The sequence below is a fragment of the Tenacibaculum lutimaris genome (assembly GCF_003610735.1).
In the GTDB taxonomy this organism is placed as follows: domain Bacteria; phylum Bacteroidota; class Bacteroidia; order Flavobacteriales; family Flavobacteriaceae; genus Polaribacter; species Polaribacter lutimaris.
Map to the genome: position 1 here is coordinate 18391 of NZ_RAQM01000011.1, position 21146 is coordinate 39536.

Below are 21146 nucleotides of genomic sequence, written 5' to 3' on the forward strand. Positions count from 1 at the left end.
TAATTTGACATGCAAAACTACCTTTATTTTAAACCATCTAGTTAAGTTTACTTCTGAACAACCTTTAATTCTTTCTAAAAAGCCATGTTTTACTTTTGAATCATTTTCTGTTACTTTTTTTATACATTGTAACAATAATTTGAATGAGTCGTCAAATACATATAATCAACAAAAATCAAAAAAGCTTGGAAACAATTTTATCTATACAAAACCTCGATAAAAAATACGGAAAAGTTCATGCGGTAAACAACCTCTCTTTTGATATTCAAAAAGGAAATGTTTACGGAATATTAGGTCCTAACGGAAGTGGAAAATCAACCACTTTAGGTATAATTTTAAATGTAGTTAACAAAACCTCAGGAAATTTTAGCTGGTTTGACGGTAAATTATCTACTCATGAAGCTTTAAAAAAGGTAGGTGCCATTATTGAACGCCCTAATTTTTATCCTTACATGACAGCTGTTCAAAACTTACAACTTATCTGTAAAATAAAAGGCGTTTCGTATGATAAAATTGAAGAAAAACTAAAAATTGTAAATCTTTACGAACGTAGAAACAGTAAGTTTAGAACATATTCTTTAGGAATGAAGCAGCGCTTAGCAATTGCTTCTGCCCTATTAAACGATCCTGAAATATTAATTTTAGACGAACCTACAAACGGATTAGATCCACAAGGAATTCACGAAATCCGTCAAATTATCAAAGAAATTGCCCAAAATGGTACAACTATTTTACTTGCTTCGCATTTACTAGATGAAGTAGAAAAAGTATGCTCTCATGTGGTGGTTATAAGAAATGGAGTAAAACTATACAGCGGTAGAGTTGATGAAATGACCGCTTCGAATGGATTTTTCGAGCTACAAGCTGATGACCAAAACAAGCTTAAACAACTTTTAGAAAGTCACTCTTCAATAGGTACTATTAACAGTGAAAATGGAGTTTTAATTGCGAATTTATCTTCTGAATTGTCTGCTTCTGAAATTAATAAATTTCTATTTGACAACGGAATTTCACTTTCGCATTTAGTAAAACGCAAACCTAGTTTAGAGCAACAATTCTTAGACCTTACCAACAACCAATAAACTTACAACATGCTACGACTTTTAACTATAGAATTACATAAATTAAAATATAACAGAGCTAGTAAAGTTCTTTCAATTATTTATTTCGCCCTATTAACATCTATTGCTTTAATCGCTGCAATAAAATTTGATATAGGTCCAATTAAATTCCACTTAGCAGAACAAGGTATTTTCAACTTCCCATACATCTGGCATTTTAACACATACATAGCTGCTATTTTTAAATTTTTCTTACTGTTAGTTATTGTTTCTATGATGGCTAATGAGTACAGCTATAAAACTTTAAAACAAAACTTAATTGATGGTTTAAGCAAAAAAGAATTTATTCTTTCTAAGTTTTACACTGTTATTGCTTTCGCTTTTGTTTCTACACTTTTTGTATTTATTGTTTCATTGATTCTTGGCGCTGTTTATTCAGATTTTAATGAAATTTCTATTATTTTTTCAGATTTAGATTACCTATTTGCTTTTTTCATAAAACTATTAGGTTTTTTCTCTTTTGGTTTATTCTTAGGTATATTAATTAAACGATCAGCTTTTGCAGTAGCAGCCATGATTGTTTGGCTAATCGTTGAAAGTTTAATTAAAGGATACTTGTATTGGACTTTTAGAAATATAAAAACAGGAACTGATGAAGCGGTAAACGGTATCATGCAATTTTTCCCTTTAGAATCAATGGCTAATTTAATTAAAGAACCTTTTACTAGGTTAGGAGCGGTAAAATCGGTTGCTAGTCAAATAGGAGAAAACTTTACCAAAGACTACTCTGTTAGCTTATTCAACATAACAATTGTATTAATTTGGACAGCTATTTTTATTTATTCATCATATGCCTTGTTAAAAAAACGAGATTTATAGAGGGTTTTATGTAATTTAGTTGTTTTATCTATACTAAAATCTATTTAAATGGTAAAACAACTACTTTTTATCTTTCTTTGTATAACCTCACTTTCTATTTATAGTCAAAAAGAAGCCAATGTTTGGTATTTCGGAAACAATGCTGGTATTGATTTTAATGGAACTCCAATCGCCTTGACAGATGGCTCTTTAAATACCGAAGAAGGTTGTTCTACTATTTCAGATGAAGATGGGAATCTTTTATTTTATTCTGATGGAATTAAAGTATGGACAAAGAACCATGAATTAATGAGGTACTCTAATGGTCAGCTTGCTAATAATTTACAAGGAAACCCATCAAGTTCTCAATCTGGTTTAATTGTACCTGCACCAGAGAATAAAAATATCTACTACATCTTCACAGTAGGAACCGATTATATTCCTAATAATTCAGGATACCCTAGAAATCCTGGTTTTAATTTTTACACCGTTGATGTAACAAAAGGAAATGGAGGAGAAATTATAGCAGGTCCTATTAACCTTTCTAATAACAGAGATAGAGAGTGGTCTGAAAAAGTTACCGCTGTTCAAGGAAAAGACTGTACTGAAATTTGGGTTTTATCTATCGTTGAAAATTCTTTTTATGCCTATAAAGTTGATAAAAATGGAGTAGATTATTTAAATCCCATAATTTCTAGATCTTCTTATACACCTGATGATAAAAGAGGGTACATAAAAGTTTCCCCTGATGGCTCAAAAATAGCTTTAGCTGATTTTACAGCAGGACAAGGTATAGGAAGTGGCCGACTAGTATTATATGATTTTGATAATATTACAGGTAGAATTACTTCTTCAGGTGATCTATTAACTACTCCTTCTATCGATGGTGTACCTTATGGTGTTGAATTTTCTCCACAGTCAACTAAACTCTATGCTTCTTTATTTATTCCTCCTTTTACCTTTAATATTCTTCAATTCGACTTACTTGATAGAGATGTAGCGCTAACAAAAGCTCAAATATGGAGAGGATCTGGATATAGAGGTGCTTTACAATTAGCTTCTGATGGAAAAATATATAGTTCCATTCCTGATAAGTCATATTTAGGTGCTATTGAAAATCCGGATGAAAATGCTAATAATGTAGTATATAAACCTGTTGCAATTAATTTAGGTAGAGGAACAACCACACAAGGGTTACCTCCATTTATACAATCTTTTTTTGCTCCTATTAAGTTACTCAACGCTAACTCTAATGTAGTGTTAAGTAACACAAATCAAGTATTTTGTATAGGAGACAGCTACGAAATAGTTCCTGAAATTAATAATCCTAACGATATTTACACATGGTCAAAGGACGGGATAGTAATAGCGAACACAAGAACACTAACTGTAGATAACACTAATTTTGGAAGCGGTTTATACGAAGTTAAAATAGAGTCTAATTCGTATTGCAAAAAAACATATACAGGTAAAGTTCAAGTTACATTCGAACCTAAACCCCTAATCAATACAATTCCACCTTATATCCAATGTGATTTTGATAATAATCATCATGACGGATACACAGCCTTTAACCTTGAACTTTTAGAAGCTTCTTTAGTTGACAACTCTTCTAATGTTTCAATAGATTTTTTTGAAACTTCAGATATTAACTTCTCAAGACCTTTAAATAAGAGTAATTACATCAATTCGGTAGCCACTTATCACTCATTAACTATTAAAGTAACTAACAATACTACTAAGTGTTATCAAACTCAAATTATCGAATTACAAGTAAACCCAACAGGATTAGACATTTATTCTGATGAACATATTAGTGAATTAGACCAAAACGCATCAAACCCTGATGCCAAATTTAGTATCGGTACAGGTAATGGCTTTTTTGATTTCTCAATCAAAACTCAAAAAATAATTAATAATTCTGGAGGTTCATTATCTGAAGTTACTCACGATTTTCAATATTACAGAACTACAGAAGATGCAACCTTACAAATAAACCAAATTCTTCCTCCTTATGAAGATGATTTATTTACTAATAATTCTAATGTCTATGTAAGGATTTCTAACAAAGGGGCAACATCTTGCGAAACTGTTGGTAATTTTAAAATACTTATAGAAAAACTACCTATTCCACAAGGAAACCTTAATGGGGAAATTTTATGTGTAGATAACCCTAGATTAAGTCCTCAACCTCATACTATAGCTTTAAATGCTGATACTGGTATTATCTCAGATTCTTATAAATGGTACTTTAACGGTCAATTAATTCCTAATAAAACGTCAGCTGTATACAACGCAAATTCAGCTGGTGAGTATAGAGTTGAAGCATATAGGGTACACCCTGATATTACTACTCCTCTAATGGGATATAATACATTTTTTGTTAAAGAATCTAACCAAGCGTTGATTGTAAATATTAAATCAGTAGACGATCAAGATAATCCAGACAGTAATAAGATTGAAATTACTGTTGATGGATTAGGAGACTATGAATACGCTTTAAATAGTACAAATGTCAGTGATTTTAGTAAGGGTAATGAGAACCTTACATACACTTTTACTAATATTCCTCCTGGACTAAACTCAATTTCTATTAGAGACAGAAATGGATGTGGAGTTACTACATCTAACAAAATTTCAACTATTTATTTTCAACGTCATTTTACCCCTAATGGAGATGGATATTTTGACACTTGGAAAGTATTAGGAGTTGATAATGACTATTACGATATTGTTAAAGTCCAAATTTTTAATCGTTTTGGAAAATTGGTTAGCGAAATCACTGATAAAAATCATCCTGGTTGGGACGGTGTATACAATGGCACTACCCTACCTACTAATGATTATTGGTACAATGCAGAATTGATAGATAAAAGTGGAAAAACTCGAAAAAAAACAGGACATTTTTCATTGATTAGAAAGTAAAAGCTCCTAAATAAATTAGAATAAATACGGATGGTTTTTCACACAAACTATCCGTATTTTTGTTGAATGAACTTTGAATTACACTCAGAATTTAAACCTACAGGAGATCAACCACAGGCGATTAAACAATTAGCTAACGGAATTTTAGCCGACGAAAGATATCAAACACTTTTAGGTGTTACGGGGTCTGGTAAAACTTTTTCAGTAGCCAATGTTGTTGCTGAAGTCAATCGTCCAACATTAGTATTGGCTCATAACAAAACCTTAGCTGCCCAATTGTATTCTGAGTTCAAGCAGTTCTTTCCAAACAATGCTGTAGAGTATTTCGTTTCATATTATGATTACTACCAACCAGAAGCTTATATTCCTGTAACAGGAACCTATATTGAAAAAGACTTATCTATCAATGATGAAATAGAACGCTTACGAATTAGCACCTCTTCTTCCCTACTTTCAGGGCGTCGAGATGTGTTAGTAGTAGCCTCGGTATCTTGTTTGTATGGTATTGGAAATCCGACTGAATTCAAAAAGAATGTCATCACTATTGAAGTTCATCAACAAATTTCTCGTACCAAATTTTTACATAGGTTAGTAACAAGTTTATATGCACGTACTGAAGTTGAAGTAAAAAGTGGAACGTTTAAAGTAAAAGGTGATGTGGTTACTATTTATCCTTCCTATGGTGAAAACGGTTATCGAGTTCACTTTTTTGGAGATGAAATAGAAGAAATTGAAACCTTCGATATTGAAACCAACGAAGTTCTTACGCGATTAGACAAGCTGAATATTTATCCAGCTAACTTATTTGTAACCTCACCTGACATACTACAAAACGCCATTCATCAAATTCAGGAGGATATGGTAAAACAGGTAGATTATTTTAAAGAAATAGGAAAACATTTAGAAGCAAAACGTTTACAAGAGCGTACCGAATTCGACTTAGAAATGATTCGTGAGTTAGGTTATTGCTCTGGAATCGAAAATTATTCTCGTTACTTAGACGGAAGAGAAGCGGGTACCCGACCTTTCTGCTTGTTAGATTATTTTCCTGATGACTACTTGATGGTGATTGATGAAAGTCATGTTACCGTACCCCAAGTACACGCGATGTACGGTGGTGATAGAAGTCGTAAAGAAAACTTAGTAGAATACGGATTCCGACTACCTGCTGCAATGGATAACCGTCCATTAAAGTTTGAAGAGTTCGAAGCTTTACAAAACCAAGTAATCTACGTTTCTGCAACACCAGCAGATTATGAATTACAAAAAACCGAAGGTTTATTTGTAGAACAAGTTATTCGACCAACAGGACTGTTAGATCCTGAAATTGAAATCCGTCCGAGTTTAAATCAAATTGATGATTTAATTGAAGAAATTCAGATTCGTGTAGAAAAAGATGAGCGTACTTTGGTAACTACCTTAACCAAGCGTATGGCTGAGGAATTAGCTAAATACTTAACTAGAATTCAAGTACGTTGCCGTTATATACACTCTGATGTAGACACCTTAGAACGTGTAGAAATTATGCAAGATCTACGTAAAGGTTTATTTGATGTGTTAATTGGAGTAAATCTACTTCGTGAAGGATTAGACTTACCAGAAGTTTCCTTAGTTGCTATTTTAGATGCTGATAAAGAAGGTTTTTTACGTTCACACCGTTCGTTAACACAAACTGTGGGGCGTGCTGCTCGTAACGTAAACGGAAAAGCGATTATGTATGCGGATAAAATTACCAACAGTATGCAACTCACTATTGACGAGACCAATCGTAGACGTGAAAAACAAATCAATTACAATACAGCTCATGGGATCACTCCAAAGCAAATCAATAAAAAGATTGACAACACGCTATCTAAAAATGCTATTACCTCATATCATTATGATAATGTGGCACAAAAAGCTGCTGAACAAGAATTAGAATACCTACCTAAACAAGAAATAGAAAAACGTATTCGTACCAAACGCAAGCAAATGGAAGAAGCTGCTAAAGCACTAGACTTTTTAGTAGCAGCACAACTCCGTGATGAGATTGAGGTTTTGAAAGAAAATTTGTAAGTGAACTTAGATAAATTCTAACCCAAAAAAACAGATTTGATTCTAAATAAAAATTAATTCTCACTTCCCCAAGGAGCAGTTGGTGTATCAATTTCTGTAGTTAAATCAAACTTTACAGAAAATAATCTATCTGTTCCTATTCTACGTAAATTATATGTAAAACTTGTTTCATCAATCGTAACCCACCAAACATTATTAGAAGCATACGAAATTAAATCGGCTGTATATCTATCCGCTGGAAAAAACTGAATATTAGGTAATCCCATGTTGGGGTTAACCCCTCCGTATTGCGTAATTTTATCTTCAGTACCATCTTTATGTCGATGATCGTGTTTTAGCTTAATTAATTTATCGGAGCTCATAGTAAAAACCCAAGTACGAGATTTATCTTCACCTACAAAAAAAGGTATTCTAATCGTATTCTCTTCACAAGAGCGAACATGCATTACTAATTTTTCTCCTGTAAAACCATCTCCCTCTTTTCCTCCTGCTGTTATTGTTCCTTCAAAAGCTTTTCCGCAATGAGTTTTTAGTTTATTCCAAAATAATTCAGAATTCGTTTTTTCTTGTGCTATTAACTGTAAAGGAAGTAAAATAAGGATTAATAATTTTCTCATTGTATGCTATTTATGTTTTAGCAAGATAAAACAAAAAACCTCACTTTTCAGTGAGGTTTTTTAATATATTACTAAGAATTAATTAAAAAGTTTTAAGCGCTTAAAACTTCTTGTACTTTATCAGCTGCTTCTTGGAACTCAGTAGCTGAGATAATTTCCATTCCGCTGTTGTCTATTAATTCTTTTGCTTCTTTAGCATTTGTTCCTTGTAAACGAGCAATAATAGGCACATTAATTTTGTCACCCATGTTTTTGTAAGCATCTACAATACCTTGTGCCACACGGTCACAACGAACGATACCTCCAAAAATGTTTACTAAGATAGCTTTTACGTTAGGATCTTTTAAAATGATTCCGAAAGCAGTTTCAACACGTTGTGCATCAGCAGTACCACCAACATCTAAGAAGTTAGCTGGCTCACCTCCTGCTTGCTTAATTAAATCCATAGTTCCCATTGCTAAACCAGCTCCGTTTACCATACATCCAACGTTACCATCTAAATCTACATAGTTTAATCCTGCAGCGTTTGCTTCAACTTCGATTGGATTTTCTTCACGTAAATCACGCATTTCTGCATAATCTTTGTGACGGTATAAAGCATTGTCATCTAAAGTAACCTTAGCATCAACAGCCATGATTTTATCATCAGATGTTTTTAATACTGGGTTAATTTCAAACATCGAAGAATCAGACTTGATGTATGCAGTATATAAAGCAGTAACAAACTTTACCATTTCTTTTAAAGCCCCACCGCTTAAACCTAAGTTAAAAGCAATTTTACGAGCTTGGAAAGGTAATAATCCTGTTCCTGGATCAATTTCTTCTGTAAAAATTAAGTGTGGAGTTTCTTCTGCCACAGTTTCAATATCCATACCTCCTTCAGTAGAGTACATAATCATGTTTCTACCTGTAGCACGGTTTAATAAAACTGACATATAAAATTCATCTGGCTCACTATCACCAGGATAATATACATCCTCAGCAATTAACACTTGGTTAACTAACTTACCTTCTGCTGAAGTTTGAGGAGTTACTAACATCATTCCTAAAATGTCATCAGCAATACTTTTTACCTCATCTAAGTTTTTAGCTAACTTAACACCACCACCTTTTCCACGACCACCTGCGTGTACTTGAGCTTTGATTACATGCCAACCAGTACCTGTTTCTTCTGTTAATTTCTTCGCTGCTTCAACAGCTTCTTCTGGAGTATTTGCAACAATTCCACGTTGAATACGAACGCCAAAACTGCTTAATATTTCTTTACCTTGATATTCGTGTAAGTTCATTAGATATGAATTTTTAAAGTCGAACAAAAATACAAATTCAATTTATAATACCTTATAATTTGTACTTTAATTTATGATTAAAATCAATTTTATTTAATTTCCATTTTTACATTTTTTTAACATTTAAGCATGTAACATTCTTTTTTTTAACAGGTCTTTACTGTAATTAACATGATTTTGTGATTTATTTACCCTAATCATAATAATTTAGCTAAACAACTAATTCTATATCTCAATCAACTATGCTTAAAGTTTTAGCATTTATTACAACCTGTTTCTTCTTTATAGGAGTTACAAATGCCCAAACCATTAACCAAAACAGAAAAAAACTAGACGTTATACGCGTAGATTCACCTCCCAAAATTGACGGAAAATTAGATGATGCTGCTTGGAAAAATGTTTCTGCTGCTAAAGATTTTGTTATGATGCGTCCTGATAATGGGAAACCTGAACCCGATACGCATAAAACAGAAGTTAAATTGGTGTACGATGACAACGCTATTTACATCAGTGCGAAAATGTATGATCCTGAGCCTTCTAAAATACCAGCTGAATTTACAAACAGAGACAATATTGGTAACAGCGATTTCTTCTTAATAACCATTAATCCTAATGACGACGGACAAAACCCTTTTGAATTTTTAGTTACCAGTTCTGGTGCACAAGCAGATTCGAAAGTATCTAACGGAAACGAAGATTTTAATTGGAGTGCCGTTTGGGAAAGCGATATAAGTATTAACGATGATTCTTGGGTGGTTGAGATGAAAATTCCATATAGAGCTTTACGTTTTGCCAATGTTCCTGTACAATCTTGGGGAATTAACTATCACAGAAAAGTATTAAACTTAAATGCTCAATTTACTTGGAACCATATTGATAATCAACAAGGAAACTGGACGCAATATGATGGTTTGTATGAAAACTTCACCAATATAAAACCTCCTACTCGATTGAACTTTTATCCCTACGCATCAGCAACTGTAACTACTTCAGACGGCAACACTGACTTTGACTGGAGTGTGGGTATGGACGTAAAATATGGGATTACTGAAAATTTCACACTTGACGCTACTTTAATTCCTGATTTTAGTCAAGTAGGTTTTGACAATGTCACCTTAAATCTAGGTCCTTTCGAACAACAATTCACAGAACAACGTCAATTTTTTACTGAAGGAACGGAACTATTTAGTAAGGGAAATTTATTTTATTCAAGAAGAATTGGTTCTAGACCTATCGATCAATTTTCTAATGAACGTAAAAATGATGATGAATTCATCAACGGTAAAAAAGTGAATGATAAAGTAATTGATGTTCCAGAAAAAGTTCAAATGCTTAATGCTATTAAAATATCTGGTAGAACCAAAGGTGGTTTAGGTGTTGGTTTTTTTAATGCTATAACTGAAAAAACAGAAGCTACCGTTGAAAGAACTGAGCAAACTATTAACGGATTAGATACCATTAGTAATATTAGTACTTATAAAACTACAGTAAACCCGTTCTCTAACTATAATATAATGGTATTAGACCAACAATTTAACCAAAACTCATCAATAACCTTAATTAATACCAACGTAACTCGTGATGGTCGATTTAGAGATGCCAATGTAACTGGATTATTATGGCACGTAGAAGACAAAAAAAGTAGATACAATATAGATGGTAGTTTTAAAATGAGTAACATTTCTGATGATGAAAAAAACCCTAATACAGGATATACTTTTGATACTAGTATAGGAAAACAATCAGGAAACTGGCGTGGAGAAATTGGATATAATTTCGAAAATAAAGACTACAACCCTAATGACATGGGAATTCTTTTCAGCAATAATGAACAAACCATTTATGGGTTTGTTGGTTACCGTTTGTTAAAACCAAAAGGAATATTCAATAATTATGGTGTTAACTTATATTACAACATCAACTTTTTACACAATCCAGGAACTTATACAGGTACCAATGGGGGACTTTCTTTTTGGGCAGACACTAAAAATAGATTTAGCTTTGGAGGAAATTTAAACTATCGTACCGAAGAAAAGGATTTCTTTGAACCTAGAGTAGGAAGTACTAGCGGAATTTACTTTAAAAGACCTGAACAATTAAATATAAATCACTGGGGATCTAGTGACTACAGAAAAAAGCTAGCTCTTGATTATGATTTCTGGTACACGTTTCATAGAGAAACCATAAGCGATATTAACCAAATAAGTTATGGTTTCGGAATAAGACCTAGATACCGGTTCAATAATCAATTTTCTTTAATTTATGGTTTAAACTACAACAAGTATGAAAACCAATTTGGGTATGTAAATAACGATGACGATGCTATTTATTTTGGACAACGTGATTGGACTTCATACAACAACTCTTTAACTGGTAAATATACATTCAACACAAAATCGGCAGTATCATTATCATTTAGACACAATTGGAGTAAAGTTCCATATCAAAATCAATTTTATAGTTTAGATCAAACTAACGGAGAACTAAATCAAAGTAGCTATCAAGGAGATCATGATAAAAACTTTAATAGTTGGAATTTAGACGTAAATTACCAATGGCAATTTGCACCTGGTAGCCAATTAATTGCTTTTTACAGAAATTCTATCTTTGGCTCAAACGGTCATGCAAAACACGGTTTCTTTAAAAATTTAGATCGCCTTTTTGATGAGAAACATCAGCATACATTTTCTGTTCGATTGGTATATTTTATCGATTACAACAACATTAAAAACATATTTTAAAAGGGGAATTATTTATTGTTTGAAATCGGATAGGCTTTTAAAGTCTATCTGATTTCTTTTTTATACATTCGTTACTTTGAAAATTACCTAATGATTGTTGCTAAAAATATTCATAGACACTACGGAGATGTTGAAATCTTAAAAGGAGTAAATCTTCATATAAAAAAAGGAGAAATTGTTGCTATTGTTGGTCCGTCAGGAGCTGGAAAAACTACCTTGCTTCAAATTTTAGGCACCCTAGATAAACCTTTGAAAGATAAAAACTATGAATTACTTGTTAATGGAGTTTCAATCAAAGATTTAAAAGATAAAGAAGTCTCTTCTTTCAGAAACAAACACATCGGATTTATCTTTCAGTTTCATCAGTTATTGCCTGAGTTTACAGCTTTAGAAAATGTTTGTATCCCTGCATTTATAGGAGGAAAAGGAAAAGTAGAAACCGAAAAAAGAGCCAAAGAATTACTAGCCTTTTTAGGGTTATCACATAGAGAAAATCACAAGCCTAATGAGCTTTCTGGTGGTGAGCAACAACGCGTAGCTGTTGCTAGAGCATTGATAAATGAGCCTTCTGTTATTTTTGCAGATGAACCATCAGGAAACCTTGATTCTACCTCAGCAAAAAACTTACACGAATTATTTTTTAAGCTACGTGATGAGTTTGGACAAACCTTTGTGTTAGTTACACATAACAAAGAATTAGCACAAATGGCCGATAGAACACTTACAATGAAAGACGGTATTATAGTTGAATAATGTAACGTTTTTAAGTTTCTATATACCTATAGTATAAAATACATCTAAAACTATGCAAGAAACTTTTTACGAGCTTATCAACTATTTAAAAAATCCTATTTTAGAAAAAGATGCCAATCAAGATACTTTATATCGGTTTCAAAAATTCTTACATCTTTTAATAATAAGTATAGTAACCGCAATGGTTAGTTTGGCTTTAATAGGTCTTGTTGACAAACTTGAATTAGTTAATTTAGCTGAAGATCATAAAGCAGAAGAACTATTTAAGTCTCTTCCTAAAATTGTAGTTTTTTTCTTAGCTGTTATTCTTGCTCCTTTGCTCGAAGAAACTTTTTTTAGAGCTCCTCTTACAGCTTTTAAAAAAGGAAAACAATTTAAAATTGCTTTTTATGTTTTCGCTGTTCTATTTGGTTTTGTACATATTAGTAATTATCAAATTTCTACAAACGTATTATTACTTTCTCCTATTTTAGTGTTACCTCAAACGTTATTAGGATTCTATTTAGGCTTTATTCGTGTTCGCTTTGGCTTACTTTGGGCAATGGCACTACATGCTGTTTATAATGGAGTTTTTATAGGAGCTAGTTTTTTAGGAGATTTAATGTAAGATGAACAAAAAAGAACTAAAAGAATTTTTAGACGAAAAGGTTATACAATATAATAATCCAGATTTTATTGATAGTGATCCCATTCAAATTCCACATCAATTTTCGGTAAAAGAAGATATTGAAATTGCTGGTTTTTTAGCTGCAACTATTGCTTGGGGAAACCGTAAAATGATTATTAACAACTCCCATAAAATGATGGATTTAATGGGAAATTCTCCGTACGATTTTGTCCTCAATCATTCTGAAGAAGATTTAGCTGATTTTGACGGATTTGTACACCGAACGTTTAATGCTGATGATTTTAAGCTCTTTGTTCAATCGTTAAAAAACATCTACCAAAATCATGGCGGATTAGAAGCTGTGTTACAACCAAAAGATAATGCCGATAATTATCAGCATGCTATTCATAACTTTAAACAAGTATTTTTTGAAATTCCACACCAATCAAGAACTTTAAAGCATGTTTCTGACCCTTTAAAAGGTTCTGCATCCAAAAGAATTAACATGTTTTTACGTTGGATGGTTCGTGATAATACAACTGGAGTCGATTTAGGTATTTGGAAAACACATTCTCCAGCGCATTTACACTGTCCGCTAGATGTACATACAGGAAATATTGCTCGAAAATTAAAAATTCTTACTAGAAAACAAAACGATTGGAAAGCCATTCAAGAACTTGATGTAACTCTAAGAAAGTTTGATAAAAAAGATCCTGTTAAGTATGATTTTGCCTTATTTGGCCTAGGTGTTTTTGAAAAATTTTAGTTTTACTAAAAAAAGTAGTTATTTAGTAGGTATGAAAAATAGTTTTGATAAAATGATGTCTTTAGATATTTATGTATCAAATTTAGACAAAGAAGAATACGTTAAAATTGCTGATAACCTTAATCCTTCATCTAAAAAAAGTATAAACCTTTTAAGTTGGGGAATTCAAGACTTATTTATTGAAAAAGAACTATACAGTGACTTAAAACTTATAAAAACATTTTCAAAAAGCTTCAACTGGAAAAATAACATTACATCTATAATAAAAGAAAACGATTATGAATCTTTAGTTCTTACCGATATACAAAAGAAAATAATTTGGGTAAGTGATGGTTTTACCAAAATGACGGGCTACGAAAAAGAATTTGCATTAAACAAAACCCCACACTTTTTACAAGGAGAAAAAACAAAGGAAACTACTAGAAAAAGAATTCAAACAAAACTTTTAAAAGGAAAACCATTTAAAGATGTAATCATTAATTACAGAAAAGATAAATCTACCTATAAATGTGAACTATACATAATTCCGCTACATAATAAAGACAACTCGGAAATCACACATTTTTTAGCTTTAGAAAAAGAAGTGGTTTAAGCTTTAAGCAAATGCAAACATTTATTCACTACTTTTTACATTTTGGTTTCCCTGTAATTATAGCCTATCTATTTTTTAAAAATAACTGGAAAAAAATTGCGCTATTACTACTTGCTACCATGTTGGTAGATGTAGATCACTTATTAGCAAGTCCTATATTTGATCCTAACCGATGTAGTTTTGGTTTTCACATATTCCATTCCTACTATGCAATAGGACTGTATGTTATCTTACTATTTTTAAAAAGACCTTATAACATTATCGGTTTAGGGTTGCTACTACACATGCTAACCGATTTTATCGATTGTTTATTTATGTATAACGCCTGTAGCTCTTGCTTAGAAAATTCCCCAGCAAAAAATTTATTAGAATCAATAAGCAAATTACTTTTTTAACAGTAAATCACAGTACCAAAAACTTCTATCATAGTTTTTAGTGGTGCTTTCCTCTTTTTTCTTAGTTTTCTTTGAATCTTGATAACAATTGTCATCATCACTTTTATGCAAAGTATACGATTTCAACACCTTCTCTCCTATTTCAAACTCCACAGGTTTCTTAAAAATAGGTCCGTCATAACAAAAGGTATGAAACTCACCATTTTCTCCGCAAACATCTACTCCTTCAGGAAGCTCATTGATAAAGTCTTCATCAATAACTCTCCCTACAAACTCTTCTCCTAATAATTTTGCATTCACACAAACAGTGATTGTTTTAAAACCTAAGGCTAAAAACTCACGAAGTAACTCTTTTGTATCTTGTTTCCATAACGGATACACACCTGTAATTCCTACTTCTTGCAGTTTCGAATCACGATACGCTCTTAAATCCTCTAAAAAAACATCTCCAAAAATACCATTTACAAGCCCTGAATCTTTTAACTCAGCCGTTTTCTCCTTCATTCTCTGGTTATACAAATCCATAGTAACCTCAGCAGGAAAATATATTTTTTCTAAAGGAATACCAATACCTTCAGCCTGAGCATCTAACAAGTCTTCATGCAACCCATGCATTGAAACACGTTGGTAATCTTGATTTACATTCGTTATCAATTTTTGCACATCGTATTCTTTTTGTTGCAATATTTTGTACAATGCTAATGAAGAGTCTTTTCCTGAACTCCAGTTAAAATAGGCTTTTTTCATATGACAAATATGCATAAAAAAACCTGCATTTCGCAGGTTTGATTTTATTTCTTCTTTTGGTTTAAAGGAACTGGTCTTTCTTGTTTTACTACCGGTTTTCCGTGTAAATCAAAATCACCTGCATCAAAAATTTCTATATCAATAAACTCTCCTAGTTTAATATAATATTCACGTGCATCAACAATTACGTCATTATCTACATCTGGTGAATCAAACTCGGTACGTCCGTAATAATACTCTCCATCTTTTCTATCGAATAAACATTTGAACGTCTTTCCTATTTTCTCTTGATTCAATTCCCAAGAAATTTGAGACTGCACTTCCATAATTTCATTTACACGTCTGAATTTTACATCAGCAGGAACATCATCTTCTAAAACATACGCTCCTGTATTTTCTTCGTGTGAATATTCAAAAGCACCTAAGCGCTCAAAACGCATTTCTTCTACCCAATCTTTTAACTCTTGAAACTGCTCTTCTGTTTCTCCTGGATATCCAACAATCAATGTTGTACGAATTGCCATATTTGGCACTGCTTCTCGGAATTTATGAATCAATGAAGTCGTTTTTTCATGCGTTGTACCACGTTTCATCGATTTTAAAATCTCTGTATTGATGTGCTGTAATGGTATGTCTAAATAATTACAAACTTTTGGTTCGTTCTTCATTACTTCTAATACATCCATTGGAAAGCCAGTTGGAAAGGCATAGTGTAAACGAATCCATTCAATTCCATCAACTTTTACCAACTCTTTTAGTAAATCTGCTAAGGCACGTTTTTTATAAATATCTAATCCGTAATAGGTTAAATCTTGAGCGATTAGCATGATTTCCTTAATCCCTTTTTCAGCCAACTTCGTAGCTTCTGTAACCAGATCTTCTATAGGAGTAGAAACATGTTTACCACGCATTAACGGAATGGCACAAAACGAACACGGACGATCACATCCTTCTGCTATTTTTAAATACGCATAATGATCTGGGGTCGTTGTTAAACGTTCACCAATTAACTCATGCTTATAATCTGCTTCCAACACCTTTAACAAGTTTGGTAAATCGTGTGTACCAAAATACTGATCTACATTAGTAATTTCAGCTTCTAAATCTGGCTTGTAACGTTCACTTAAACAACCCGTAACAAACACTTTATCTACTTCACCTTCTTCTTTCTTTTGTGCATAGTGTAAAATAGTTTCCACACTTTCTTCTTTAGCTTTACCAATAAAACCGCAGGTGTTGATTACTACGATATTCCCTTCATCATTTTCATCTTCATGAACCACCTCTTTACCATTGGCTTTTAACTGCCCCATTAACACTTCACTATCGTAAACGTTTTTTGAGCAACCTAAAGTAACTACGTTGATTTTGTTTTGTTTTGTTGTTTTAGTACGCATATTGTAAAAAAAATTCGGAGTGCAAATATACGCTTTAATTCAGGTTTTTAGGTAGTTTAAACCCTTAAAATTAGTTTGATTCTTAACATACTTTATTGAACTTAATTATCTTACAGTTAATCGTTGAAACGAAAGATATCTTAACTATTTGTAGCATAATACTCCCCATTTGTTGTAGCCATCCTAAAACACCTCATAAACTTATTAACACTTATTAATCAACATGTTAAAAAGTTAAATTCTAAATATCACAAAAAATAGCGAACTTGTAGATTATAAATCTAATATTTTATAAAAAAGACTATGGGAATTAAACCAGGACCAAAAAGAATAGCAAAATCAACAGGTAAACCTGACAGACGCCAAAGAGACAACAAAAGTACCCAAGGAAACACACCTTCCTTAAAACCTCACAAACATAAAAAAGGAGACTAATAAAAATTATGAGAAATAGAATATGGACAGAATTAACTCAATCAAAGCATAATATCGAATTTGCTTCATTATATTCTGACCGACAAAGGTTTATTTTAAGGATTTTTAACATGGGAATTCTAGCTTTTTCATCTGCTGGAATTATGGGGTGGAAAATATGGGAAAGCCTTCCGCTTATTGCCTGCTTCGTAATTGCTTGTATTTCATTATTGAGATTACTACAACCTCATTTGATTATGAATGAAAAGCAATTAAAAAACCTTGATGATATTCACAGGTTTTATGCCGATTATTATAACAAAATTGAAAAATTGTGGTATGATTTTGAATCAGATAGAATGAACGAAGAACAAGCAACAAATACCTTTTTTAGACTTAAAAAACTAGAAACTGATATTAATCCAATAGTAGCTGAAACTATTAGAAGCAAACCTAAAGGAATTGTAAAGAAATGTAAAAAGAATTCAGACGAATATTTTAATCAAGTATTTAACATATAATATTATGGCAAAACAATCAAATAACAGACCACAAGGGAGACCTACAAATAATCCGAATAGCAATCCTAAACCTAAGAGTAACAACAGTATGCCACGTTATCAGGCACCACCTCCACCGCCTCCTAAAAAAAATGATTAAAAATACGCAAACATAAAAAACTTCCAATTTGGGAGTTATATTTTTATACTAAGATTCCTACCTACACAGGAATGACACTTATCTATTTAAAAAAAGAATCTACAAATTCGTGTTTATTAAACACTTGTAAGTCATCTATTCCTTCACCAACACCAATATATTTTACTGGGATTTGGAATTGGTCAGAAATACCAATTACTACTCCTCCTTTTGCTGTTCCGTCTAATTTAGTTACTGCTAATGAAGTTACTTCCGTTGCTTTGGTAAATTGTTTTGCTTGTTCAAAAGCATTTTGACCTGTAGAACCGTCTAACACTAACAATACATCGTGTGGTGCATCTGGTACTACTTTTTGCATTACACGCTTAATCTTGGTTAACTCATTCATTAAGTTTACCTTATTGTGCAAACGCCCCGCAGTATCAATAATAATTACATCTGCTCCTTGATTTACTCCTGATTGTACAGTATCGTACGCTACAGATGCTGGATCAGATCCCATTTCTTGACGTACAATTGGCACATCTGTTCTGTCTGCCCAAACTTGTAATTGATCAATTGCAGCAGCTCTAAACGTATCAGCTGCTCCTAAAACTACCTTTAAACCTTTCTTTTTAAATTGTGAAGCTAACTTACCAATAGTTGTTGTTTTTCCAACTCCATTTACTCCAACCACCATTAACACATAGGGTTTCGTATTTACTGGAATTATGAAATCGGTTTCATCACCAGTATTGGTTTCTGATAATAAACCTGCAATTTCTTCTCGTAGAATTTGATTTAACTCATCGGTACCCAAATACTTATCACGAGATACTCTTTCTTCAATTCTATCAATAATTTTCAGGGTAGTTTCTACTCCTACATCAGACGATACGAGCACTTCTTCTAAATTATCTAGCACATCATCATCTACCTTTGCTTTACCTGCAACTGCTTTTGATAATTTAGAGAAAAAACTTGATTTGGTTTTTTCTAATCCTTTGTCTAAGGTTTCTTTTTTCTCTTTTGAGAAGATTTTCTTAAAAAAACTCATTGTTAAATTTTATAATCGCTACTATAGGTTAAAAACTATACCATTTAATTTATACGGTCAAATTGTCATTATATTGTTGCCTTTCCAATAAAATCTTAAACTATGCTAAAGATTTGAGACTGTCAAATATAAAAAAAGCTACTCTCTAATGAAAGTAGCTTTTCTTTAAACTGTATACAAGAATTACTTTTTTGCAAAAAAGTCGTTTACTTGTGTTGGATCCATAATAGCTTCAACAAAAGTGTAAGCTCCTGATTTTGGAGACTTCACCATTTTGATAGCTTTGGTTAATCTTTTCGAACCTGTTTGTAACGTTGCTACTGATTTCTTTGCCATTTTAATTAAAGTTTACGCCGTAGCTAATTATTTAATTTCTTTATGAACTGTCATCTTCTTTAAGATTGGATTAAATTTCTTTAATTCCATTCTATCAGGAGTATTCTTTTTGTTCTTTGTTGTAATATAACGAGAAGTTCCTGGTTGTCCAGAAGCTTTGTGCTCAGTACACTCTAAAATTACTTGAACTCTGTTTCCTTTTTTTGCCATCTCTCTAAAATTTTATCTAAGTAAGGAATTATTTAGTTAAGAAACCGTTAGCTCTTGCTTCTTTAATAACCGCAGAGATTCCTTTTTTATTAATATTTTTTAATGCAGAAGCAGATACTTTTAAAGTAATCCATTTATCTTCTTCTGGAATATAAAAACGCTTAGTCATTAAATTAGCGTTAAATCTTCTTTTAGTTCTATTTAAAGCGTGAGATACATTGTTACCTACCATCGCTTTTTTTCCTGTTAATTCACAAACTCTAGACATCTTCTTGACAGTTTTTAGTGTTATTTCTAAACGAGGTGCAAATTTATGCATTTTAATTCATTGCACAAAAATATTCTCGATTAAATTTTAAATTATTTTAATCCATTCAAAACTTAGGTTCAGCATCTAACCTATTTGGAAGCGTAACGGGCGCAAAAATACTAATTATTTTAATATGTTTGCTTGTAAAAGTTCTAAAGATTTAGTTACCGTTCTATTGATTACTTTTTCTCTAGGTTGCCCAAAGTTAAACTCTTGTACTTCTACTCTATTTTTACTAGCAATAGCAATATATACCAAACCAACACTCTTGTCATTATGATCGGTCGTTGGCCCAGCATTTCCTGTTACAGCTATTGCATAATCTGTTTGCAGTTTTTCTAAACATCCTTTTGCCATTGCTGAAGCTACTTCTTTACTTACCACAGTAAATTTCTCAATCGTTTCTTTTGAAACTCCTAATAATTGTTGCTTTAAGGTAGCTGTATATGTTACAAAACCTCCCATAAAATAATTGGAAGCTCCTGGTACAGAAACTATAGTTGATGCTATTTTACCTCCTGTTAAACTTTCGGCGGTTGCTACTGTTTTTCCGTGTTGTTGTAGCAGTTTCCCTACTTCTTTTTCTAGTGAAGTCTCATTATCATCTCCAACTATAATCTCAGGGATTAAAACATATAATGCAGCAACTTGCTTCTCCATCTCTTTTGCTAACAACTCTTCATTATTCCCTTTCGCTGACAAACGCAAACGAACACTTCCGAAAGATGGCAAATAAGCCAATTTTATAAAATCAGGTAAATTGTCTTCCCAGTCAGAAATTCTTTCAGCAATAATTGTTTCTCCTGTACCAACAGTCATAATTGTTCTATGTGAAATAAATGGTAATTTAAAAGTAGACTGCAACTTAGGCAGTACACTATACTTCATTAACCCTTTCATTTCATAAGGAACTCCTGGAAGTGATACAAAAACCGTATTGTTTTCGTAAAACCACATTCCAGGTGCCGTTCCTAAACGATTCATTAATAATGTTGCTTTTGATGGAAGCTGTGCTTGGTACTTCTGAATTTCGTTGAACGGGTGATTAACTTTTTTGAATATATTTTTAATATTATCGACCACCTCTGGGTATTCAATAATCTTATCGTCTTGAAAATATTCAGCAATTGTTTTTTTTGTGATATCGTCTCTGGTAGGACCTAATCCTCCAGTTATTATCACAATATCTGCTCTACTTTCAGCTTCTTTTAACGCATTTAATATGTGTTGTTTTTCATCCTGAATTGAAGAGATTTGATAAACCGAAATTCCAATTTTATTAAGTTCTTGACCAATCCATTGAGAATTGGTGTCTACAATTTGTCCGATAAGAATTTCATCTCCTATCGTAATGATTTCTGCATTCATTTATATATC

22 protein-coding genes are annotated in these 21146 nt (G+C 32.3%); 13 read left to right on the forward strand and 9 right to left on the reverse strand.

The features are described from left to right. The first annotated feature begins 185 nt into the window (after positions 1 to 185). The 4 genes from C8N26_RS11490 (at position 186) to uvrB (ending at position 6899) form a co-directional block, all read left to right on the forward strand. Positions 186 to 1082, forward strand: a complete 897-nt coding sequence (locus C8N26_RS11490) for an ABC transporter ATP-binding protein (RefSeq protein ID WP_120187518.1) — start codon at positions 186 to 188, stop codon at positions 1080 to 1082. Positions 1083 to 1091: 9 nt separating this feature from the next. Continuing rightward, a complete protein-coding gene (locus C8N26_RS11495; protein WP_120187413.1) occupies positions 1092 to 1940 on the forward strand; it encodes an ABC transporter permease in 849 nt (282 codons plus the stop codon). Between the two features lie 48 nt (positions 1941 to 1988). Continuing rightward, on the forward strand, positions 1989 to 4844 hold the full coding sequence (locus C8N26_RS11500; protein ID WP_120187414.1) for a T9SS type B sorting domain-containing protein: 2856 nt from the start codon (positions 1989 to 1991) through the stop codon (positions 4842 to 4844). Between the two features lie 66 nt (positions 4845 to 4910). Then, complete coding sequence (gene uvrB / locus C8N26_RS11505; RefSeq protein ID WP_120187415.1) at positions 4911 to 6899, forward strand: excinuclease ABC subunit UvrB; 1989 nt, start codon at positions 4911 to 4913, stop codon at positions 6897 to 6899. 53 nt (positions 6900 to 6952) lie between these two features. Here the strand turns inward: uvrB and C8N26_RS11510 are convergent, their stop codons facing one another. Continuing rightward, the gene (locus tag C8N26_RS11510; RefSeq protein ID WP_120187416.1) at positions 6953 to 7516 is read right to left on the reverse strand and encodes a hypothetical protein; all 564 of its coding nucleotides are present in this window, start codon (positions 7514 to 7516) and stop codon (positions 6953 to 6955) included. Between the two features lie 92 nt (positions 7517 to 7608). Beyond that, positions 7609 to 8805: an ADP-forming succinate--CoA ligase subunit beta gene (sucC, locus tag C8N26_RS11515; RefSeq protein ID WP_028893025.1), complete on the reverse strand. Its 1197-nt coding sequence runs from the start codon at positions 8803 to 8805 to the stop codon at positions 7609 to 7611. Positions 8806 to 9047: 242 nt separating this feature from the next. Between sucC and C8N26_RS11520 the strand changes: the two genes are divergently transcribed. From C8N26_RS11520 to C8N26_RS11545, 6 genes are all read left to right on the forward strand, one after another. After that, complete coding sequence (locus tag C8N26_RS11520) at positions 9048 to 11546, forward strand: DUF5916 domain-containing protein (protein ID WP_120187417.1); 2499 nt, start codon at positions 9048 to 9050, stop codon at positions 11544 to 11546. A 90-nt stretch (positions 11547 to 11636) separates the two neighbouring features. Then, on the forward strand, positions 11637 to 12299 hold the full coding sequence (locus C8N26_RS11525; RefSeq protein WP_028893023.1) for an ABC transporter ATP-binding protein: 663 nt from the start codon (positions 11637 to 11639) through the stop codon (positions 12297 to 12299). Positions 12300 to 12351: 52 nt separating this feature from the next. After that, positions 12352 to 12906: a CPBP family intramembrane glutamic endopeptidase gene (locus tag C8N26_RS11530; protein WP_120187418.1), complete on the forward strand. Its 555-nt coding sequence runs from the start codon at positions 12352 to 12354 to the stop codon at positions 12904 to 12906. A gap of 1 nt (position 12907) precedes the next feature. Continuing rightward, the gene (locus C8N26_RS11535; RefSeq protein ID WP_120187419.1) at positions 12908 to 13672 is read left to right on the forward strand and encodes a TIGR02757 family protein; all 765 of its coding nucleotides are present in this window, start codon (positions 12908 to 12910) and stop codon (positions 13670 to 13672) included. A 31-nt stretch (positions 13673 to 13703) separates the two neighbouring features. Beyond that, entirely contained in the window at positions 13704 to 14264 is a 561-nt protein-coding gene (locus C8N26_RS11540; protein WP_245962562.1) for a PAS domain-containing protein, read from the forward strand. Between the two features lie 11 nt (positions 14265 to 14275). Next, positions 14276 to 14659, forward strand: coding sequence for a DUF6122 family protein (locus C8N26_RS11545; protein ID WP_120187420.1), 384 nt, complete (start codon positions 14276 to 14278; stop codon positions 14657 to 14659). Here the strand turns inward: C8N26_RS11545 and C8N26_RS11550 are convergent. Then, positions 14648 to 15406 carry a Dph6-related ATP pyrophosphatase gene (locus C8N26_RS11550; protein WP_120187421.1) on the reverse strand — a complete coding sequence of 253 codons (759 nt, stop codon included), beginning with the start codon at positions 15404 to 15406 and terminating at the stop codon, positions 14648 to 14650. The genes C8N26_RS11545 and C8N26_RS11550 overlap by 12 nt on opposite strands. 44 nt (positions 15407 to 15450) lie before the next feature. Next, positions 15451 to 16803, reverse strand: coding sequence for a 30S ribosomal protein S12 methylthiotransferase RimO (gene rimO, locus C8N26_RS11555; protein ID WP_120187422.1), 1353 nt, complete (start codon positions 16801 to 16803; stop codon positions 15451 to 15453). 303 nt (positions 16804 to 17106) lie between these two features. Between rimO and C8N26_RS13675 the strand changes: the two genes are divergently transcribed. The 3 genes from C8N26_RS13675 to C8N26_RS13680 are packed head-to-tail and all read left to right on the forward strand — an operon-like array spanning position 17107 to position 17877. Continuing rightward, the gene (locus C8N26_RS13675) at positions 17107 to 17238 is read left to right on the forward strand and encodes a hypothetical protein (RefSeq protein WP_262607218.1); all 132 of its coding nucleotides are present in this window, start codon (positions 17107 to 17109) and stop codon (positions 17236 to 17238) included. Positions 17239 to 17246: 8 nt separating this feature from the next. After that, complete coding sequence (locus C8N26_RS11560) at positions 17247 to 17738, forward strand: hypothetical protein (RefSeq protein ID WP_147418504.1); 492 nt, start codon at positions 17247 to 17249, stop codon at positions 17736 to 17738. A gap of 4 nt (positions 17739 to 17742) precedes the next feature. Continuing rightward, the gene (locus C8N26_RS13680) at positions 17743 to 17877 is read left to right on the forward strand and encodes a hypothetical protein (RefSeq protein WP_262607219.1); all 135 of its coding nucleotides are present in this window, start codon (positions 17743 to 17745) and stop codon (positions 17875 to 17877) included. An 82-nt stretch (positions 17878 to 17959) separates the two neighbouring features. Here C8N26_RS13680 and ftsY read toward each other — a convergent pair whose 3' ends face one another. The 5 genes from ftsY to C8N26_RS11585 all read right to left on the reverse strand — a co-directional run bounded on the left by ftsY (position 17960) and on the right by C8N26_RS11585 (position 21137). Next, a complete protein-coding gene (ftsY, locus tag C8N26_RS11565; RefSeq protein ID WP_120187424.1) occupies positions 17960 to 18913 on the reverse strand; it encodes a signal recognition particle-docking protein FtsY in 954 nt (317 codons plus the stop codon). Positions 18914 to 19096: 183 nt separating this feature from the next. Next, positions 19097 to 19249: a DUF4295 domain-containing protein gene (locus tag C8N26_RS11570; RefSeq protein ID WP_081728324.1), complete on the reverse strand. Its 153-nt coding sequence runs from the start codon at positions 19247 to 19249 to the stop codon at positions 19097 to 19099. A 27-nt stretch (positions 19250 to 19276) separates the two neighbouring features. Further along, the gene (gene rpmG / locus C8N26_RS11575) at positions 19277 to 19459 is read right to left on the reverse strand and encodes a 50S ribosomal protein L33 (protein WP_013070733.1); all 183 of its coding nucleotides are present in this window, start codon (positions 19457 to 19459) and stop codon (positions 19277 to 19279) included. Between the two features lie 28 nt (positions 19460 to 19487). Then, a complete protein-coding gene (gene rpmB, locus C8N26_RS11580; protein ID WP_028893013.1) occupies positions 19488 to 19727 on the reverse strand; it encodes a 50S ribosomal protein L28 in 240 nt (79 codons plus the stop codon). 165 nt (positions 19728 to 19892) lie between these two features. Beyond that, on the reverse strand, positions 19893 to 21137 hold the full coding sequence (locus C8N26_RS11585) for a competence/damage-inducible protein A (RefSeq protein ID WP_120187425.1): 1245 nt from the start codon (positions 21135 to 21137) through the stop codon (positions 19893 to 19895). Positions 21138 to 21146: the final 9 nt, after the last annotated feature.

Coding starts and splice junctions, on each gene's coding strand:
- C8N26_RS11495 (WP_120187413.1), top strand. CDS start 1,092: ATGCTACGACTTTTAACTATAGAATTACATAAATTAAAATATAACAGA.
- C8N26_RS11500 (WP_120187414.1), top strand. CDS start 1,989: ATGGTAAAACAACTACTTTTTATCTTTCTTTGTATAACCTCACTTTCT.
- uvrB (WP_120187415.1), top strand. CDS start 4,911: ATGAACTTTGAATTACACTCAGAATTTAAACCTACAGGAGATCAACCA.
- C8N26_RS11510 (WP_120187416.1), bottom strand. CDS start 7,516: ATGAGAAAATTATTAATCCTTATTTTACTTCCTTTACAGTTAATAGCA.
- sucC (WP_028893025.1), bottom strand. CDS start 8,805: ATGAACTTACACGAATATCAAGGTAAAGAAATATTAAGCAGTTTTGGC.
- C8N26_RS11520 (WP_120187417.1), top strand. CDS start 9,048: ATGCTTAAAGTTTTAGCATTTATTACAACCTGTTTCTTCTTTATAGGA.
- C8N26_RS11525 (WP_028893023.1), top strand. CDS start 11,637: ATGATTGTTGCTAAAAATATTCATAGACACTACGGAGATGTTGAAATC.
- C8N26_RS11530 (WP_120187418.1), top strand. CDS start 12,352: ATGCAAGAAACTTTTTACGAGCTTATCAACTATTTAAAAAATCCTATT.
- C8N26_RS11535 (WP_120187419.1), top strand. CDS start 12,908: ATGAACAAAAAAGAACTAAAAGAATTTTTAGACGAAAAGGTTATACAA.
- C8N26_RS11540 (WP_245962562.1), top strand. CDS start 13,704: ATGAAAAATAGTTTTGATAAAATGATGTCTTTAGATATTTATGTATCA.
- C8N26_RS11545 (WP_120187420.1), top strand. CDS start 14,276: ATGCAAACATTTATTCACTACTTTTTACATTTTGGTTTCCCTGTAATT.
- C8N26_RS11550 (WP_120187421.1), bottom strand. CDS start 15,406: ATGAAAAAAGCCTATTTTAACTGGAGTTCAGGAAAAGACTCTTCATTA.
- rimO (WP_120187422.1), bottom strand. CDS start 16,803: ATGCGTACTAAAACAACAAAACAAAACAAAATCAACGTAGTTACTTTA.
- C8N26_RS13675 (WP_262607218.1), top strand. CDS start 17,107: ATGGGAATTAAACCAGGACCAAAAAGAATAGCAAAATCAACAGGTAAA.
- C8N26_RS11560 (WP_147418504.1), top strand. CDS start 17,247: ATGAGAAATAGAATATGGACAGAATTAACTCAATCAAAGCATAATATC.
- C8N26_RS13680 (WP_262607219.1), top strand. CDS start 17,743: ATGGCAAAACAATCAAATAACAGACCACAAGGGAGACCTACAAATAAT.
- ftsY (WP_120187424.1), bottom strand. CDS start 18,913: ATGAGTTTTTTTAAGAAAATCTTCTCAAAAGAGAAAAAAGAAACCTTA.
- C8N26_RS11570 (WP_081728324.1), bottom strand. CDS start 19,249: ATGGCAAAGAAATCAGTAGCAACGTTACAAACAGGTTCGAAAAGATTA.
- rpmG (WP_013070733.1), bottom strand. CDS start 19,459: ATGGCAAAAAAAGGAAACAGAGTTCAAGTAATTTTAGAGTGTACTGAG.
- rpmB (WP_028893013.1), bottom strand. CDS start 19,727: ATGTCTAGAGTTTGTGAATTAACAGGAAAAAAAGCGATGGTAGGTAAC.
- C8N26_RS11585 (WP_120187425.1), bottom strand. CDS start 21,137: ATGAATGCAGAAATCATTACGATAGGAGATGAAATTCTTATCGGACAA.